Source organism: Levilactobacillus brevis ATCC 14869 = DSM 20054 (assembly GCF_001433855.1).
In the GTDB taxonomy this organism is placed as follows: domain Bacteria; phylum Bacillota; class Bacilli; order Lactobacillales; family Lactobacillaceae; genus Levilactobacillus; species Levilactobacillus brevis.
Window position 1 is genome coordinate 278,037 of sequence record NZ_AZCP01000004.1, and the last position, 18,381, is coordinate 296,417.

Consider the following 18,381-nt stretch of genomic DNA (forward strand, 5'->3'; position numbering starts at 1 on the left):
ATTTCCGAATAAGAAATGCTTATGACCTAATATTACGCATTTTGCGATTAAAAGTAAACGGAAGCGTTATGAAGACGCTAGAAGTGCCAAAATTGGTGAGCCGAGCGCTAGTGAAAATCGCTCAGAAGCGCAATACCATGTTGAATTTCAGTAGTTGTAGCCGGATACTCTAAGGCGACAGGAACATCATTTGGTAGCTTTTGAAGTGCCTGCTGCCAGTCGATAATACCACGGTTTAAGGCAACCACCGTGGCTGCACCCGATGATTTAAGTTGAACATTTTTAACGTGGATATAGCGGGTAAATTCGCTGAGCTTATCGGCCACGACCAACTCGTCTTCATTAACGAATCGCCAGTTACCTAAGTCAAAAACAAATTGAATATTAACACCAGCGGCGTTGACGGCAGTTAGGAAAGTGAGAATATTTTGAGAACTCCCGTTAGCAATTGTCTGGTCATTTTCAACGTTAAATTCAACTTCTGAGTTAGCATAGGGGGATAAAGCCGTTGCCAGATCACCGGTAAATGCTGCAAAATGACCAATGTTCATTTTGAGGGCGTGAACCCCCATGGCTTGGGCCTCAGCAAAATATGTAGGGAGATTGGGGTTAAGTGTCCCAGCGGAATCAAAGATTTTTTCCGGAACACTATAAAATAACGTTAAGTGGTTTTCGCGGACAAAGTCCTTAATTGCAGGTGCCTCTTTGAGTGGATCAGAGAAAAATTCGCGGCGAACCTCTGCTTGGGCAATTCCCAAATGAACGATCCGTTGTAGCATGTTAAGTTGTGATTCGCCGGCCAGGTGCTGTTGGTTAAAAACGAGTGTATTGAGAACAATCTGTTGTTTATTCATGAAAAAACACCTCCACTTTTTTAAAAGCACGCTTATCGTAATCGCTTACAATTCAATCTGTCAAATTAAAAAAGCACTGATTAACCATCAATTGTGAAGCCAATCATTGATGAGATCAGTGTTTTTGTGTCGGAAAAATTATTTTTTTAAGGGACTAAAGTCCGAGCGTTGTGAAACCAACCGTAGAAATTCTTTCATCGACAGGTCTTCGACTTTCTTACTGGCATCATCGAGGAATTCGCTAGCTTCAGATGTATTGAATTGTTCAATTAAAACATAGGCAGTTAAGTATGCGAATAGCTGTTCTTTTGCCTTAGTCTGCATATTTGCCTTGGATACGTCACCTTTACTGATTGAGTCAACAAAGTGATAGGCAAATTCCTGCGGGTCAATGTGAATCTTTTTTGAATTCATCGTATTATCTCCTAACGTCTTAGCTCTGTAAGTATTACAGCAATTATCGGCTAGGTCAATATTGCCAGATGGTGCACAAAATGCCATCGCATTATTAATGCCGTGCTTGGCGGCTTTCAATTGTTTGGAGTGACTCAAAAAAATTAATTTGTAATGTGTTGAGCGATAGGAAATGATATGTCCAATAAAGAAAAAATAAAGTATGGACTAAACCCTGCTGCAGCGGGGTTCCTGAAAACGTTTTCTAAAAACATGCTAGTTGGCCCTTGATTTTTTTACTGAAGGGGCATATATTGAAATTGTCAAAAGGGAAATATAATTTCCAAATAAGAAAACCGGAGGGAACACACATGGCATTTAATATGGTAACGAAATATGCACATAGTCCTAAGGATATTGATCATTACAATACGGATGAATTACGTGATCAGTTCTTAATGGAAAAGATTTTTAATCCGGGTGATATCTTACTGACCTATACTTATAACGACCGGATGATCTTTGGTGGTGTGACGCCAACTGATCAACCACTTGAAATTAAATTAGATAAAGAGCTAGGGGTTAAGTACTTCTTGGAACGTCGTGAATTGGGCTTCATCAACATTGGTGGTGAAGGTAAAGTTACGATCGATGGTCATGAAGATACAATTGCACCGCACGATGGCTATTACATTAGTATGGGAACTAAGGAAATTAAGTTTGAGTCCGTGGATGCTAAGAATCCAGCCAAGTTTTATGTCGTATCGACACCAGCACACCGAGCTTACCCAACGAAGAAGTTGGCGTATAAAGATTCGATTGCGATGCCAATGGGCGATCAAGAACATATGAACAAGCGGACCATTCATAAGTACATCGATGCTTCCATCATGGATACCTGCCAGTTACAAATGGGGTACACGGTATTGGAACCAGGGAACTCTTGGAATACCATGCCAGCGCACACCCATGCCCGGCGGATGGAAACCTACCTTTACATTGAATTTGGTGCTGACGATACCCGAGTTGCCCACTTTATGGGAACACCAGAAAATACGAAGCACATTTGGTTGGAGCCAGAACAAGCAGTTGTTAACCCAAGTTACTCGATTCACTGTGGGGTTGGGACAACGAACTACGCTTTCATCTGGGCAATGTGTGGTGAGAATCAGACTTACGATGATATGGATGCAGTTGACATGCATCAATTACGTTAATATAGGAGGAATGACGTTATGGCACAGTCCCGTGAAGAGATTGAACATAATCAAGAATCATTGAATCAGTTCAAAATGGATTGGTTTAGCTTGGCTGGTAAAGTGGCGATTATTTCCGGTGGGAACACTGGTCTGGGCCAAGGTTATGCGGTTGCGATGGCTGAAGCTGGTGCTGACATATTTATCCCGACTTTTGGTAAAGAAGGTTGGGATGATACGCGGGCATTAATTGAGAAGCGTGGGCGTAAGGTTGAATTCATGCAAGCGGATTTGACGGAAGATGGCATTGCTGAAAAGGTTGTCGCCAAGGCGATGGACGTCTTCGGTCATATTGATATCCTGGTTAACAATGCGGGCATGATCAAACGTAATCCGATCCTGGAGTCTAAGGATAAGGATTGGGATCAAGTGATTGCAATTAACTTATCGGCGGTTTATCACATGTCATTGGCGGCTTCTAAAGAGTTCGCGAAGCAAAAATCCGGCAAGATTATCAATATTGGGTCCATGTTATCGTTCCAAGGTGGGAAATTCATTCCATCTTATACAGCGGCTAAGCATGGTGTTGCTGGTCTGACTAAGGCGTTTGCGAGCGAAATGGCAGCCTATAACGTTCAGGTTAATGCGATTGCCCCCGGTTATATTAAAACCGCAAATACGGCACCAATTCGTGCAGATAAGGCCCGTAATGATGAAATTTTAGGTCGGATTGCTGCCGGTCACTGGGGTGAACCTTACGAACTAATGGGTATTTCAGTTTATCTGGCAAGCAACGCAGCTAACTATATCAATGGTGCCATTATCCCGGTTGATGGGGGCTACTTGGTTCGTTAACAACTAAAAAATGGATGCAGAGCATTGACTCTGTATTTATTTTTGCCAAATTTGTGAAAAATCTTTCAAAAAATGAAATGTGCAGGTAGATATGATGAAAATCAAAAAGAATATTGAAAAAATACCTGGTGGCATGATGGTTGTTCCGCTGGTCATTGGCGCAATTATTCACACTATCTGGCCAAAAGCAGATGTTGCCCTAACTGGGGTGACCGGATCGTATATGGTTGGCACGTCGGTCATTCTCTTTATTTTCTTCTTTGCAGTTGGCACAAATATTAACTTGAAATCTTCTGGGAAAATTGCGGCCAAAGGGGTCACGCTTCTTCTTGGTAAAGTCATTCTAGCCGCTTTAATTGCGGTGGGATTAAATATGATTTTGCCTAAGGAAGGGGTGACTACCGGGGTCTTTACCGGATTGTCAGTGCTGGCGGTCTTGGCCGCTTTCAACGCTTCTAATGGTGGGCTGTATGTCGCTTTAATGACGACAATTCCTAATCGAGATGTTGATGTCGCGGCTTATCCCTTCTTCAGCATTCAATCGGGGCCTTTCTTTACGATGATTACTTTGGGGCTAGCTGGTATTGGCGCATTTCCCTGGCCGGCATTGGTCTCAACGTTAGTCCCATTTGTGTTAGGCATGATTGTTGGTGGGTTAGATCACGACATGCGCGACCTGTTTAGTCCCCTCCAAGGCGGACTGGTGCCATTCTTTGCCTTCACCATTGGGTATAGTTTGAACTTAGACATGATTTTACAATCAGGTTTAGTGGGCATTCTTGTAGGGGTCTTGGTCGTCTTTGTTTCCGGATACGTTTTATACTTACTCGATCGTTACGTCGTTCGATCAGATGGTTTGGCTGGATGGGCAGCCTCATCGACTGCTGGCGCCGCTGTGTCGGTTCCTATCGTGATTGCCCAGATGAATCCGGCGTTTAAATCAACGGCGGGTTCCGCAACGGCTATTGTTGCGACCAGCGTGTTAGTTTCAGCTATTCTGACACCAATTGTGACCATGTGGTATTACCGTCGATTAGTCAAAAAGGGCAAGGTTACCGTGGCGCACTCAGCAGCGGCGCAGACCCCAACCCCAGCTAAATAGTAAATTTGAGGTAAGGAAAGTGATGAATTATGGCTGAATTTTTAACGATTGGTGAACCAATGGCCGTCTTCGCGGCTGAGGACCTAGATGCTAACCTAGTTGACGCCCAGTGCTTTCATAAGTTCTTAGCGGGTGCTGAGTTGAACGTGGCCATTGGCGTTTCCCGGTTAGGCCATTCCGCCGATTACATTTCTGCGGTGGGGGCTGATCCATTTGGCCAATATATTACGAAGGCGATTGCCAAAGCAGGTATCAACACGCGGTATCTCAGCCAGAGTAACCATTTTTGGACGGGATTTTACTTGAAACAACGGGTCAGTCAAGGCGATCCAGCAACATATTATTTTCGTAAAAATTCGGCCGCAGCTAACTTTGATAAAAAGAACTTGGATCGCATTGATTTTACCGGCGTCAAGGTGGCTCATCTATCGGGCATCTTTGCGGCATTATCAGCCAATGACTTGACCGTTTTGAAGGACTTAACGCAACGATTGCTGGCACGACAGATCTTGGTCACGTTTGATCCCAACTTACGACCGGCATTATGGGTCAGTCGCCAACAAATGATTGATACAACCAATGAGTTGGCCCGACAAGCGAATATCGTTATGCCGGGAATTGGTGAAGGTGAGGTCTTGATGGGGTCGCGTGATCCTAACGAAATTGCGGACTTTTATCTGCAACAGAGTGACGTGACTCAAGCCGTGATTGTGAAGCTGGGGCCTGACGGTGCGTTGATTAAGCAACGTGATGGCCACCAAGAAGTGGTTACGGGCTTCCATGTGGCTTCCGTCGTCGATACGGTTGGGGCCGGGGATGGCTTTGCCGTGGGACTAATTTCTAGTTTGATTGAAGGTCACACACTGTCCGAGTCCGTGAAACGTGGTTGTGCCATTGGCGCCTTGGCGGTTACGTCACCAGGAGATAACGATGGGTATCCAACGCCGAGTGAATTGGCCCAATTTTATGCAGCCCAGGCGGCATTAAGTTAGCAGAAGGAGATTATCTAATGAAACGAGCGGAATTATTAAATAAAATGATTGATACCGGTGTGATTGCGGTTATTCGTGCAGAGACCCCCACTAAGGCCGTGAAAGTGGCGGATGCAGTCATTGCCGGTGGCGTTACGGGATTGGAGTTAACGTATAGTGTGCCCCATGCTGATACCGTTATTGGTGAGTTGGTCGACAAGTATGCTGGAAGCGCAGTCGTTGTTGGTGCCGGGACGGTGTTAGATGCCACCTCCGCCCGGTTAGCGATTATTGCTGGTGCGCAATTCATTGTTAGTCCCACGTTTGACAAAGATGTGGCCCTGATGTGCAATCTTTACCAAGTGCCATATGTTCCCGGAACGTATACGATTACGGAAGCTCAAACGGCTTTGAAGTTTGGGTCTGAAGTGGTGAAATTATTCCCAGGTGCCATGGCTGGCACGATGGCGATTAAAGAGTACCACGGGCCATTCCCATACTTGAATGTGATGCCATCGGGTGGCGTCAATGTCCAAAATATGGAAGATTGGTTTGCTGCGGGGGCCGCAGTGGTTGGTGCTGGCGGGGGCCTCACTGCCCCAGCGGCCGATGATGACTTTGCTGGTGTCACCAGAAATGCCAAAGAATATATGGATGAGTACAACCGAATTAAATCGGTACAACTGGTCTAGGTAAGAAGCACACGGGCAGTCGTGTGCTTTTTTCTATGATTACCGATTGAAGCACTACTGAATGATCTGGGAGATACTGTTGTACTTGTCTTCCCAGTTCAAAGTCCAATGATCTTTGTATGAAATAGATAGGAGAAATTTGAGCAGATCGGCCTTTTTAGGATCGTCTAAGAAGAGATAGGATTGTGGGACAACGAAATTTGAAAATTCATTTAGTAAGTGCTTACGTGGTATCTTTGGGAAAGATACGGCAGACTTTATTGGAATAATAAAGCCAGAATTATTGTCGCTAAAGTAATCGTGTATTTCGGTATAGTCATCATTTTGAAGCAAGCTACCAATAGTTGCTAAATTGCTAGCATTTGAAATAATTGGGGCGTCACAGTCGATGAAAAGTTCGATGCCGCCGTTGGGGCCTGTTGTGCAGACAAATGCCTGGAATGCGTCTTTGAAAAAACGTTTTCGGTACTCGATTATTTTGGTCTGATTCATAATGGCGCTGACGTACTCTGGGTGTAATGAGATTAGAAGTGTTCGGTTTAATGGTGTATATATCTCCTCTATGTCCATGAGGGTGGCCTCCCTTAACAGCTGGTTAATAGTGTTTTTATCAATAATATCATTTTACGGTGGGATAGGTAGATAACGCTTAGTTGACTGCAATTGCTTAGCAAGGGACGGTTAGCGAACGGGCTGTTCAATCCTATTGGAGTGAAACCTGCTATATTCGACAATCAAGGCAAATTCTTTCATTTTCTCACCGCAATGTGATACCCTGAACAAGAATGAATTGAAAGGGTGATGGATGATGACAGATCGTTTGAAAGATAAAGTGGCAATTATTACCGGCGGCGTTGCTGGTATTGGGTTAGGCATCGCTGAATGTTACGTGCGTGAAGGCGCTAAAGTTGTGGTAACCGCTAACCATAATGTGGATGGCGGGCATGCAGCCGTTGCTAAGTTTGGTGACGATGTCAGTCTGTTTGTTCAACAGGATGTGTCCAAAGAAGCTGACTGGCAAAAGGTGATTGATGCCACCATTGCCAAATTTGGCCGGGTGGATATTCTCGTGAACAATGCCGGAATCGGTGGCGTTAATACGGCTATCGAGGACTTGGACTTAGCTGATTGGCAGAAGGTCATTGACGTCAACTTGACGGCTAACTTCTTGGGCGAAAAGGCCGCCATTAAGGCAATGAAGCAGACGGCAGATGCTAAAGGTTCCATCATCAATGTGTCTTCTGTCGCGGGCTTAGTTGGTTTGCCGATGGCCCCAGCGTACTCTGCTAGTAAAGGGGGGAGTCGCTTGTTAACTCATGCGACGGCCCTGAACCTGGCGCAACGGGGCATTGACATTCGGGTTAACTCGGTTCATCCGGGGTGGATTGATACTTCGATTGTACCGGAAGCCGCTCGTCAACAGATTATTGCGACGATTCCAGTTGGTCACATGGGGCAACCACAAGATATCGGTGAAGTTTGTGTTTACCTTGGTAGCGATGAATCACGATTTGCCAACGGTGCCGAATTTACGGTTGACGGTGGTCAACGCGCTTAATTAAATATCTAAAAAATGGGATGATTTAGTCGATAGTCGGCTAGATCATCCCATTTGTCATACCCTGGATGGTATAAAAAAGTCCAACCAGAATGGCCGGACTCATAAGCTATTGAACGATGTGTAAGGTATTTAGAATCAGATAGATATTTAGGATAATTAAGATGACCGCAATAATCCAACCGAGGATCTTACTCCAAGTTCGGTTTGCAAACTCACCCATCAGCTTCTTACTGCTGGTAAAGATAACGAGTGGAATCATCGCAAATGGTAACGCGATACTCAAGAACACTTGAGAGAAGGTCAGTAGGTCTTCAATCTTGGCTTCATTACCGTGGTAAATAATGGCAAAGATAATCACGGGGGTTACGGAGAGTAGCCGGGTGATTAACCGTTGAGCCCATAGTGGCATCTTCAGGTTAATGAACCCTTCCATGATGATTTGACCAGCCAGAGTTCCCGTGATGGTTGAGCTTTGCCCAGACGATAGCAAGGCTAACGCGAACAGCATACTCAGCATGGGACTGGCAATGGCACCGACAATTTGACTGTCGCTTAAGGCGTTGAACAAGTCGACGAATCGACCTAAGTCACTGTTGGTACCGAAGAATAGGGCTGCCCCTAAGATTAATAGCAAGCTATTAACGACGAAAGCTAGTGTTAGTTGAATGTTTGAATCAATCGTCGTGAATTTAATTGCTTGGGCCACACTCTTGCGGTTCTTGCGGTCGAAGCTTCGTGTTTGTGAAATTGAAGACCCCAAGTACAAGTCATGCGGCATGACGGTCGCCCCAACAATCCCGAGTGACAGGTAGAGCATACCGTGGTTGGTAACTACCGTGCTGGATGGCAAGTAGCCCTTAAGCACTTCGCCCATGTGTGGCTGAGCTAGAATGACTTCATATAAGAAGACGAAGAGAATCACGGCGACTAATGTTGCCACAATGGCTTCAATTTTGCGGAAACCGAGTTTCATTAAGACCAATAGGACTAAGACATCCATCGCGGTAATGATAATCCCGACAATTAACGGGAACCCGAACAGGAGCTTTAACGCGATGGCCGACCCAATAATTTCAGCAATATCGGTGGCCATAATTGCCAGTTCAGTAATAATCCATAATGCAAAGCCGGTGCGCTTACCCGTATGTTCCCGGGTGAGTTGCGCCAAATCCTTACCAGTGACAATCCCCAGTCGGGCAGACATGGCTTGTAGTAGCATGGCAACTAAACTAGAGAGCAGGACCACGGTCAGCAAAGTGTATTTATACTGAGCCCCACCGGCAATTGACGTAATCCAGTTACCAGGGTCCATATAACCCACGGCAATTAAAGCACCGGGTCCAGTGTAGGCCATCAGTGTGCGCCAAAATCCGGCGTTTTGGGGGACCTCTACAGTCCCATTGACTTCATCTAAACTCTTTTGACCGCTACCGGTTGATTCGATCATATGGTGCTTGGTTTTCGTATCGGTTTCATGATTTTTCATAAAATCCCTCTTTTCTATTGGCTTAGAAATTCAGGTTGTCGAGTGACATCTGCCTTTCCGGGTAAACGCGAGTCAACGTTGGCATTGTTAGTGCGAATAATGCCAAAAAAACCGTGACCAACGCTCAGTGCGCGTTTTAATTCCACCCGTAAGTATAGGCTATTTTGCCGTAAAGTCAACCACACTGGTAATAATTTTTGGCTCACCAAAAATATTTTTATATGAAAAGATGATCTCTTAGATTGGCTAGTGAGGTTTAGGCTAGTATTTGAGAAAAGTGTGGTGCCGTTTCCATGTTTGGTAGATCAACTTTAGTATTTGGAACCCGGCTACGCCTTAAAGATAGTTACTAAACAAATTCATTGCTTTAACGTTATGATTCAATTCGATTCCGCTAAAATGGGGATAATAAAAATTTTTAGATGATTAGGGATCGCTAGGGGGCGGTCGCTCATGGCTTAGACGCTAATCAAAGAATTATTTTCTAGTATGAACAATAGATCATCTAGTTTTCAAAACCAGATGATTGCGTTATAATATCCTCAACATCAAAAACCGATACTAGGAGAAATGAGGTAACTACTATGAAAACAGAAAGAATCGCTATCCTAGTGGATTCGTGTTCAGACGTTCCCGCTGAGGTTCTTGAGGCAGCCGACATGGCTCTGATGCCCATGAATGTGGTCTTTCGTGATCGCGTATATGAAGACCGGGTGACGATTACCCCAACCGAATTTTACCGGCGACAGGCAACAGAGAAGGCCACAACGGCGAGTCCAACTGGCAAACGGATTTTAGATGCCCTAGAACGGATTCAGGCGTCGGGGTATACACATGTGATTGCGGTCTGTATCTCGGCTGCATTGTCGGGAACGTATCAGGAGACGCAACTCTTAGCTGAGGATTCACCACTTACTGTGCACGTGGTGAATACGCGTAGTGTCGGGATCGGCAGTGGATTTGCGGCTATTTATGCGGCTGAATTGCGCGAACAGGGGAAAACCTTTGAACAGATTGTGGCGGAGATTGAGCGGGTGACAGCGCAAACGAAGGTGTTCTTCTATGTCCCTAGCCTGAAGTATCTGCAAGCTGGTGGTCGAATTGGGCGTGTGGCTGGTATGGCTGGGACATTGTTGAATGTTAAGCCCATCATTTCTTGCGATCCTGAAGGCGTTTATTACCCAATTGCGAAGGTCCGGGGAGAGAAGCGGACGATTAGCAAACTACTTGATCTAGTGGCGACAACAATTGGAACGGCTAAGCGGGTGAATGTTGCTGTCTGTGACGGTGCGGACCCTGAGTTACGCCAGACAGTCCTAGAAAAGCTCCAAGCGGCCCACCCCAATGTCTTAAAGTGGTACGCAGGTGATGTTTCTCCGGCCCTAGGGGTGCACACCGGTCCTGGGTTGATTGGCGTTGGTATTCAGATACTGGACTAATAAAAAAGCCACGATAAGGTCGTGGCTTGAGGGGGTTACGAGCAGGAATCAAGTACTTTGGGGGAGTGCATTAGACTGCTCGTAAATAAGTGTATTATGAATTGAGTCAACATCGCTAATGGCAAGCGTTGGTTACCACTAACTTGCTTGTAGTGTACCTCCTAACCGAATTAGGTGCAATTGATTGGTTTTATAAATTTAATGATAATAAACATGGCCCGTAATCGTGTGATTATCTGACCATTAAAGCAACTAAGTATGGACATTAGTGAGCGCAAAAATAGCTACAAAACCGGGCCTGGTGCTTAGCCAGTTACCTGGATCATCTGCAAGTTAGGACTCAGCAGATGGTTGCATAAAAGTTAAGCAGCTGGTGACACAAACAGCCGATTGACGGACAATGAGTAATCAGTATAAAACGCATGACAGCTAGCTTTCTTGAGAGCAGTCATGCGTTTTTTTGACATAGAAAGGGCCCTGAGTAACATGCGGATTACTCAGGGCCTTATTAGGAATCTGTTAATAAATCACTTGTTTTGGGGGGAGTGCATCTATAGACAGTGATTCCTATCATCTATCACAGTGCTTAAGGTCAGAACGTATCACGAACTAACTATCGGTATCATAGTCGCTTCCCTTCTAATGCACAAGCAAATTGTAACTCTTTACTAAAAATGGCTAGAGGAATTAGCTGGTGAGTTCGGCTACCAATGAACCTAAGGTCAAATACGTGAAAATGGGGCTAAATCGGGATTTACCAAGGAAAATCACTTGCAGATAATTAAGCTAAGATCACGAGAAAAAACATAACTCATATAAGTTATAGGCTTAGACAGTTGTGCACTAACGGAATTAAACCATTCAAGTGGCAGGGCCCAATTCGCTAGACTGATGCAATCTGTCACAATTGGGCTGACGATTAACATGATCAAATATACACAAAAACATTAGTGCCAATTGCACGAATTATAGCCATTTTAATAAAAGTGTGAGTAAAACGGCTGTATTGCGCTATTTTTTAAGACAAAGTCATTTATCTTTCGCTAACTTTCAAGTAGACTAACCATAGAATTGTTTTTCATGTAGGAGGGTAAACATGAAAGTCATCATTGTTGGTAGTACACACGCTGGTACTAATGCAGCGTTACAAATTTTACGCGATCATCCGGAAACCGACGTGACTATTTATGAGCGACATGATAACGTGTCGTTCTTGTCTTGTGGGATTTCTCTATTCTTGGATGGTCAGGTTAAGCATCTCGAGGACATGTTCTATTCTTCACCTGAGCAGTTGGAAGCGGCCGGTGCGAAGGTATTAACCCGGCGCAATGTCATCAAGATCGATTCGGCAGAGAAGACGGTTGATGTCGTAAATATGGAAAACGGTGACGTTTCAACGGACACTTACGACAAACTGATTATGGCAACGGGGTCAACGGTGACGGTTCCCCCAATCTTCGGTATTGATGAAGATAAGGTCATGCTATGCAAGAACTATGAACAAGCAGTAGCGATTAATGAAGCTGCTAAAGGGAACAAACGAATTGCCATTATTGGTGCAGGATATATTGGAACGGAATTGGCAGAAAGTTATGCTCGGACGGGTCACGACGTCCAATTATTCCAATCCCGCGATATTATCCTGAACCATTATGTTGATAAGAGCTTATCTGATCGGATTGTAGATATGCTTAAAAAACAGGGCGTTCAGGTGTCGTTGAATCACCGAGTCACTTCATTTACGGGTAATGATAATGGCGAATTGGTGATTGAAACGAATGGCGGCGACTACGTAGCTGATTTAGCAGTTGTCTGCACGGGCTTTGTTCCTAACACGGAATTACTGCGAGGACAAGTTGAAATGGACCGTCACGGGGCCATCATTATCAACGATTATGTCCAAACGTCTAATCCAGATATTTTTGCTTGTGGGGATGCGAGTGTTGTTAACTTTAACCCAACTGGCAAGCCAGCTTACACACCTTTGGCAACCAATGCGGTTCGGCAAGGAATGTTAGCCGGGATCAATGTTTTTGGCAACATTCAACGGTATATGGGGACCCAAGCGACTTCGGCGATGAACATCTTCGGCCACACGTTGGCTTCAACGGGACTCACGATTGATCATGCCAAAGAAGCCGGAATGGATGCCGACCAAGTCACGTTTGAAGGAACTTGGCGGCCAACTTATATGCCAACGACAGATGACTTGACGATTAATTTGGTTTATAACCGGCAAAATCGTCGGATTCTAGGCGCTCAACTCTTCAGTGAGCATGAAGTGGCACAATCGGCTAATGCGATTTCGATTGCGATTCAAAATCGCAATACGATTGATGATTTAGCATTCGTTGATATGCTATTCAACCCAAACTTTGATGATCCATTTAACTACTTGAATTTAGTTGCACAACAGGCAGTTGAAAAGGAAGTTAAGCGAGGGAATAACCACCCACGCTTAACGGCTGGGATTGATCCAGATCCAGAAGCAACGGAAACGGATTAAAATGAATAAAGTCGGCTGGCGTGCGAACGCCGGCTTTTTTTTAGGTTAAAAAGAGTGACAGTGAATACCCCTTGGGGTATACTACGAGTATTGAATATCTTTTTAGGGGGATTTAGCCAAATGCAAGCAATTACAAGCAAGGAATTTGAACATATTGGTGACGATACAGCCGTTACGGTTGTCGACTTTTGGGCCGATTGGTGTGGGCCATGTAAGATGCAGACCCCGGTCTTAGAAGATTTAGATCAGGCGTATGGTGATCAAGTTAAGTTTGCCTCGCTTGATGTTGACCAGAACCAAGAACTGGCACAATCACTGGGAATTATGAGCATTCCATCGTTAGTGATTTTTAAAAACGGGATGCCAACGGAGAAGGTCGTTGGTTTTCACCCCAAGGCTGCACTGAAGAAGTATCTGGATGAGAAGCTTACCGAGGTAACGGCGTAATGGTTCAAACCACGGCGAATCAATTAAAGAATCGCTTGCGTCGGGCCGATGGTCAACTGCAAGGGATTCTAAAAATGGTTGATGAAGGTCGCGATTGTCAAGAAATCCTAACGCAATTGGCCGCCGTCCGATCAGGCGTTGAGCGGATGATGGGGGTAGTTGTGGCCGAAAACGTCAAGCAGTGTGTGGTCGATGAGTCGTTGACTGCTGAACAGCAAGCCCGGCTGCAATCAGCTTTAGACTTAGTTGTTAAAACCCACTGATTATTATGAAAAGTCGCCGAAATGGCGGCTTTTTTGGTATAATAAATAGGCATTTTTGAGAGGAGCGTATACTGTGGCAAAGGGATTTTCGATTATGATTTTTGCATTTATTGGCGGCAGTAGTCGTTATTTAGTGGGGCAGGCCATGCCAGCAACCACTGGGTTTCCGTGGGCAACCTTACTGATTAATTTAGTGGGGTGTGGCGTGTTAGCGTGGCTATCCCATGCCAAGCGCCTCACGGCACACTGGCCAGAAGCAGTAACGATTGGTCTAGGGGTTGGTGGCGTTGGTGCATTTACGACCTTCTCAACCTTTAGCGTCGAGACAGTTCGCTTACTTAATGGGCAGCATTGGGGGATAGCTGCTGCCTATCTGTCAGCCACTTTACTGGGAGGCTTATTGTGTAGTTGGTTAGGTGTCTGGACAGCGCGGCGGTGGTGGACCTTCCGCGTGGAGGAAGAGTGATGGTTGTGGTGGCTGGGTTAGGCGCGGCTGTGGGGGCATTAGGCCGTTATGGACTGACGCGCTTAGTTCAGTCACTGTATGGCAATCAGTGGCCATTAGCAACGCTCTTGATTAATTGGTTGGGCTGTTTGATTCTAGGATTAATTACGGGATGGCATTGGGATCAAACAACGATGGTATTAGTTGGTACTGGCGTCTTGGGTGGGTTTACCACGTATTCGACCTTTAGCCATGAATTAGTGATGTTAGCTGATCAACGGCGATATCTAGCGATGCTGGGCTACCTGAGTGCTAGCGTTATTGGTGGTCTCTTATTGGCCTTTGGCGGTTTTAGTCTGGGTATGGTCATTCGATGATTGATTAAAGAAATTAGTGGCGTTTTAGTCAGCAATTTTCTATGATGAAGTTAACAAGGAAAGAGAAAGGCGCGATGAGTGTGACAGAACATCTGACCGTGACGGCGCAAAATGCCGCTTTACGGCAACAATTATCACCACAAAACCAAGCCTACTGGGATGCGTTAGTGGTGGCGCTACGACAACAACCTAAATTTAAAGATGAGGCGACGCTACAACAACACTTACGGGAATTATTGCCAAGTCTAATCGTGGCGCAATCGGCCCAACAGACTGCGGCCCAATTCTATGGCGGTGATCCGGAGACAGTGGCTGCCAAGATGGGACAACCGGCGCGAACCAAGCCGCAATGGTTGACTTGGGATTTACTGGTGCCCGTGTTGATCTTCATTTCTAGCGGCATTCTGCCAGCCATTATCTTACCGGCAATACCATTACAAGGGTTGTTGGTGGCCGTGCAATTTGGTCTGTTTGTCATTGCTATGGTGGTTGGTCTGGGCGTTACCCGGCAGGCAACGCTGAGACGGCGGGTCTTAAGCTGGCTTGCCATTGTGGTTGTGCTACTGGTTGCGATGGGCATTGCTGCTAAGACCGTCCCAGCGCGTGGACTCGTGTACTTTCCGCGTGGCGGTGGCAGTCTAGTATTAGTGGGGTTTGCCTTAGTGGTGACGGGTTTCACGTGGTGGCATCACCGACGGCATGTCACGTCCTGGTTCCCGGCGGTATTGGGGAGCTTGTGGATTACTACGTTATTGGCATTACTGGCGCGATTCACTGGGACCGCTGGCTTGATGGTCACGACTACCGGTAATTTATTAATTGGGGTTGGGACAATTTTAGGTGACGTTAGTATCTTAATTATCGGTTGGCACATTTGGCAACTACGGCAAACACTTGCCCAAAAGGCAACTGACGAGCACTGATGACGCGGTCATCAGTGCTTTTTTAGGCCAAGTGTTTGGTGCCGCTTTGGCGGCATGGTACACTGAGATTAATTTCGTAACCGGTTTCTTTATCGGTCGAATAAGTTGTTTTTGGGGAGGATGTTTCAGTTGAAAAAGACGATTCAAGTTACACCAACGCGTAGTGGCCTCTGGCAGGATACCGATGTGACCTATGCTCAGGTTCCGGGATGGCTAGGACACGCCACGTTAGATCTCAAGTTAACCGTCATGCGGCCGTTTGAACACGCTAATCAGGCGTTACCCGTGATCTTTTGGTTTGGTGGTGGTGGCTGGATGGCGGTCGACCACAACGTCCATTTGCCGAACCTAGTTGATTTTGTGCGAGCGGGTTTTGTGGTGGTCAGTGTAGCCTACCGCAATAGTAACCAGGCGATTTGGCCAGCACCGTTAGTGGATGCGAAGAGTGCCATTCGGTATATGAAGGCGCATGCCGCCACGTATCAGATTGATCCGAATCGGATAGTGGTCATGGGCGAATCCGCTGGCGGTCACTTGGCTAGTATGGTGGCGGTGACGAATGGTTTGTCTCAGTTTGACGAAGGCCAGTATCTGGATTATACCAGTGAGGTTCAAGCGGCAGTAACGTGGTATGGGGTTGTCAATTTATTATCGGCTAAACAGGGGAGTCGCACGAACGATTTTGATTTCGTTTATCGAAATATTTTAGGCGCCGATCCAGAGACACATGCTGACTTGGTGACCCAGGCTGATCCCCAACACTTTGTAACGGCGACGACGGTGCCCTTTTTACTGTTACATGGTACGGATGATGAAGTGGTCCCTATTGAAGATAGCCGCCAATTTTACCAGTGCTTAACGGCAAAAGGGGTAACGGCCGATTTAATTGAACTTGAGCATGCCCAACACATGGATGAACAATTTATGCAGCCAGAGATTGTGACGTTGATTGTTGATTTTCTACGGCGCCAGTTGGCTATCTGAGGGAATAGTAGCCGTGATGGGGCGTTTAGGTGTAAAGTAAAGATGTAATCGCTAACTTAGCGGTCCATGAGCATCTATCATAACAAAGGAGTTGGCAATAATGGCAAAAGTTGAAAGTTTTACGTTAGACCATACCGCCGTTAAAGCACCATATGTTCGGTTAATTACGCGAGAAACTGGGACGAAGGGTGACGTGATCTCGAATTTTGATTTACGACTCGTCCAACCAAATGAAAACGCGATTCCGACGGCCGGATTACATACCATCGAGCATTTATTAGCGGGATATCTCCGTGATGAAATGAGCGGTGTCATTGACTGTTCACCGTTTGGCTGTCGGACGGGCTTCCATTTGATTACTTGGGGTGAACAATCGACAGAAGAAGTGGCTAAAGCATTGAAGGCTTCCTTGCATCGGATTGCTTACGATACGGAATGGAAGGACGTTCAAGGCACAGATAAGTACAGTTGTGGTAATTACCGCGACCACAGCTTATTCTCCGCTAAGGAATGGTGTAAAGCGATTTTGGATGAAGGTATTTCCAAGGACCCATTTACCCGAGAAGTTATTTAAGTGAATTAATGATGAGCCACGTACCGGATTATTTGGTGCGTGGCTTTTATTTTGCGTTACACTAAAGATAACTAGGTTAGGATAAGAAGGGGACTGTTATGTTCAGGTTACAGCGGTGGTTGATTGTGTTAGCTACGGTGTGCTTAACCGTCAGTCCATTGAGTGTGGCGACCGCTAAAACTTATCATCAGAAGTCGTCGGCCCTCAGTGTTGGCCGCAAGTGGACACTCAATGATCGACAGGTGCATTATGTGACGGCACCTAAAAAATATGCCCATGCGGCGCATCCACACGGACGAAATATCATGAAATCATCCCGGGGTGCGGCGGTGACATTTAAGACGTGGTACCAACTGCCATTACCAGGGTATCACGGTCAGGCATGGGGAAATCCACAAAGTGTCGCAACTTCAGGGCGTTACCTATACGTCTTGTATTGTCCGACGGCATGGCATAATCGCGGTCGGATTGTGCGGTATGATTTGCAAAAGCTCAAGCAAACCGGCTTATCGGCGACGCAACTGCAGACCATCTACTTGGCCCATGTGGGAGCTAAATTGGCTGCGCAGGCCGCTGTCAAAGTCGGTCCGGCGTTTGTGACGGGACACGGCCAATCTTTGGCCTATAATGGGCACAATCATCAATTATATCTGTGGTGCGATCGGGAAAAGAAGGCAGCAACGCCGATTAATCAATATGGTTATATTAACCAAATTAATCCAAAAACGTTAAAAACGCGCTACCAGATTCGATTTCGATTAAAGACGCGGCATTTTGCCGTACCTGGTGGACACGTGTTAGCCTTTGATCGGCGAGGACGGGCGTACTTTTGGAGTCGACCAACATCCCAGACAGTTTACATCTATCAAGGATCGGTTAGTCGGCACCACGTTCACTTTCGGTTAACCCATCAGGTCTTGAAGCATGGACCCGGTAGTCACGTTCAAAGTATGGGGTATAACCCACACACGAATCGGTTGTATTTGGTCGCAGATGGTTCTATAGCTAGTTTGCCGATTAGCAAGTTGGCTGGGAAGGGACATCTGACGTCACGGCAAGTTCGTTGGACCCGGCTGGCCTCAAAACGGGAATTTGAGGGATTAACCTTTACCAAGCAGGGCCGTGCGATCGTGTTAAGTAATCATAACCCCGAAGTATTGATGGGTAATCGAACGGCTTGGTAAATGTATGTTGGGCTGTAGCTAAATGAACAATCAAACCGGTCATTAAGAGCAAATGCTAAATTTCTACGGAGATTTAGCGTTTTTTATTGGGCGCTAGCTGGTGAAATTAGCATAATAAAATTTATAAAA

The 18,381-nt window shown here is 45.8% G+C and carries 20 protein-coding genes; 16 read left to right on the forward strand and 4 right to left on the reverse strand.

Annotated elements, in window-relative coordinates; genetic code table 11:
- Positions 1-107: 107 nt before the first annotated feature.
- Together FC61_RS09225 and FC61_RS09230 are read right to left on the reverse strand one after the other, a co-directional pair.
- Entirely contained in the window at positions 108-854 is a 747-nt protein-coding gene (locus tag FC61_RS09225) for a sugar phosphate isomerase/epimerase family protein (RefSeq protein WP_021742467.1), read from the reverse strand.
- Between the two features lie 138 nt (positions 855-992).
- Positions 993-1,268 (reverse strand): hypothetical protein, encoded by a 276-nt coding sequence (locus FC61_RS09230; RefSeq protein ID WP_024525809.1) that lies wholly within the window; start codon positions 1,266-1,268, stop codon positions 993-995.
- 350 nt (positions 1,269-1,618) lie between these two features.
- On the opposite strand from FC61_RS09230, the gene kduI reads away from it, so the two are divergent.
- From kduI to FC61_RS09255, 5 genes are all read left to right on the forward strand, one after another.
- Positions 1,619-2,464, forward strand: a complete 846-nt coding sequence (gene kduI, locus FC61_RS09235; RefSeq protein WP_024525808.1) for a 5-dehydro-4-deoxy-D-glucuronate isomerase — start codon at positions 1,619-1,621, stop codon at positions 2,462-2,464.
- Between the two features lie 18 nt (positions 2,465-2,482).
- On the forward strand, positions 2,483-3,298 hold the full coding sequence (gene kduD, locus FC61_RS09240; protein ID WP_021742464.1) for a 2-dehydro-3-deoxy-D-gluconate 5-dehydrogenase KduD: 816 nt from the start codon (positions 2,483-2,485) through the stop codon (positions 3,296-3,298).
- Positions 3,299-3,389: 91 nt separating this feature from the next.
- Positions 3,390-4,400, forward strand: a complete 1,011-nt coding sequence (locus FC61_RS09245) for a 2-keto-3-deoxygluconate permease (protein ID WP_021742463.1) — start codon at positions 3,390-3,392, stop codon at positions 4,398-4,400.
- Between the two features lie 29 nt (positions 4,401-4,429).
- Positions 4,430-5,392, forward strand: coding sequence for a sugar kinase (locus FC61_RS09250; protein WP_021742462.1), 963 nt, complete (start codon positions 4,430-4,432; stop codon positions 5,390-5,392).
- Positions 5,393-5,409: 17 nt separating this feature from the next.
- Positions 5,410-6,063: a bifunctional 2-keto-4-hydroxyglutarate aldolase/2-keto-3-deoxy-6-phosphogluconate aldolase gene (locus FC61_RS09255; protein ID WP_015473211.1), complete on the forward strand. Its 654-nt coding sequence runs from the start codon at positions 5,410-5,412 to the stop codon at positions 6,061-6,063.
- A 54-nt stretch (positions 6,064-6,117) separates the two neighbouring features.
- Here FC61_RS09255 and FC61_RS09260 read toward each other — a convergent pair whose 3' ends face one another.
- Positions 6,118-6,633 (reverse strand): hypothetical protein, encoded by a 516-nt coding sequence (locus tag FC61_RS09260; RefSeq protein WP_021742461.1) that lies wholly within the window; start codon positions 6,631-6,633, stop codon positions 6,118-6,120.
- A 238-nt stretch (positions 6,634-6,871) separates the two neighbouring features.
- Between FC61_RS09260 and FC61_RS09265 the strand changes: the two genes are divergently transcribed.
- Complete coding sequence (locus FC61_RS09265; RefSeq protein ID WP_024525804.1) at positions 6,872-7,621, forward strand: glucose 1-dehydrogenase; 750 nt, start codon at positions 6,872-6,874, stop codon at positions 7,619-7,621.
- A 109-nt stretch (positions 7,622-7,730) separates the two neighbouring features.
- On the opposite strand, the gene FC61_RS09270 is transcribed toward FC61_RS09265, so the two are convergent.
- Positions 7,731-9,110, reverse strand: a complete 1,380-nt coding sequence (locus FC61_RS09270; RefSeq protein ID WP_011667125.1) for an Nramp family divalent metal transporter — start codon at positions 9,108-9,110, stop codon at positions 7,731-7,733.
- Between the two features lie 584 nt (positions 9,111-9,694).
- On the opposite strand from FC61_RS09270, the gene FC61_RS09280 reads away from it, so the two are divergent.
- The 10 genes from FC61_RS09280 (at position 9,695) to FC61_RS09325 (ending at position 18,252) form a co-directional block, all read left to right on the forward strand.
- Complete coding sequence (locus tag FC61_RS09280; RefSeq protein ID WP_021742459.1) at positions 9,695-10,549, forward strand: DegV family protein; 855 nt, start codon at positions 9,695-9,697, stop codon at positions 10,547-10,549.
- 1,096 nt (positions 10,550-11,645) lie between these two features.
- Complete coding sequence (locus FC61_RS09285; protein ID WP_021742457.1) at positions 11,646-13,055, forward strand: FAD-dependent oxidoreductase; 1,410 nt, start codon at positions 11,646-11,648, stop codon at positions 13,053-13,055.
- Positions 13,056-13,175: 120 nt separating this feature from the next.
- Positions 13,176-13,502, forward strand: a complete 327-nt coding sequence (trxA, locus tag FC61_RS09290; RefSeq protein ID WP_011667128.1) for a thioredoxin — start codon at positions 13,176-13,178, stop codon at positions 13,500-13,502.
- A complete protein-coding gene (locus FC61_RS09295; RefSeq protein WP_011667129.1) occupies positions 13,502-13,765 on the forward strand; it encodes a metal-sensitive transcriptional regulator in 264 nt (87 codons plus the stop codon). The genes trxA and FC61_RS09295 overlap by 1 nt, the downstream gene beginning before the upstream one ends.
- A 73-nt stretch (positions 13,766-13,838) precedes the next feature.
- Entirely contained in the window at positions 13,839-14,231 is a 393-nt protein-coding gene (locus FC61_RS09300) for a fluoride efflux transporter FluC (protein ID WP_011667130.1), read from the forward strand.
- A complete protein-coding gene (locus tag FC61_RS09305; protein ID WP_011667131.1) occupies positions 14,231-14,587 on the forward strand; it encodes a fluoride efflux transporter FluC in 357 nt (118 codons plus the stop codon). The genes FC61_RS09300 and FC61_RS09305 overlap by 1 nt, the downstream gene beginning before the upstream one ends.
- A gap of 74 nt (positions 14,588-14,661) precedes the next feature.
- Positions 14,662-15,510, forward strand: coding sequence for a DUF1129 domain-containing protein (locus FC61_RS09310; RefSeq protein WP_011667132.1), 849 nt, complete (start codon positions 14,662-14,664; stop codon positions 15,508-15,510).
- A gap of 129 nt (positions 15,511-15,639) precedes the next feature.
- On the forward strand, positions 15,640-16,494 hold the full coding sequence (locus FC61_RS09315; RefSeq protein ID WP_035464949.1) for an alpha/beta hydrolase: 855 nt from the start codon (positions 15,640-15,642) through the stop codon (positions 16,492-16,494).
- A 100-nt stretch (positions 16,495-16,594) separates the two neighbouring features.
- Positions 16,595-17,068, forward strand: a complete 474-nt coding sequence (locus FC61_RS09320) for an S-ribosylhomocysteine lyase (protein WP_021742453.1) — start codon at positions 16,595-16,597, stop codon at positions 17,066-17,068.
- Between the two features lie 98 nt (positions 17,069-17,166).
- A complete protein-coding gene (locus FC61_RS09325; protein ID WP_021742452.1) occupies positions 17,167-18,252 on the forward strand; it encodes a ferredoxin reductase domain-containing protein in 1,086 nt (361 codons plus the stop codon).
- Positions 18,253-18,381: the final 129 nt, after the last annotated feature.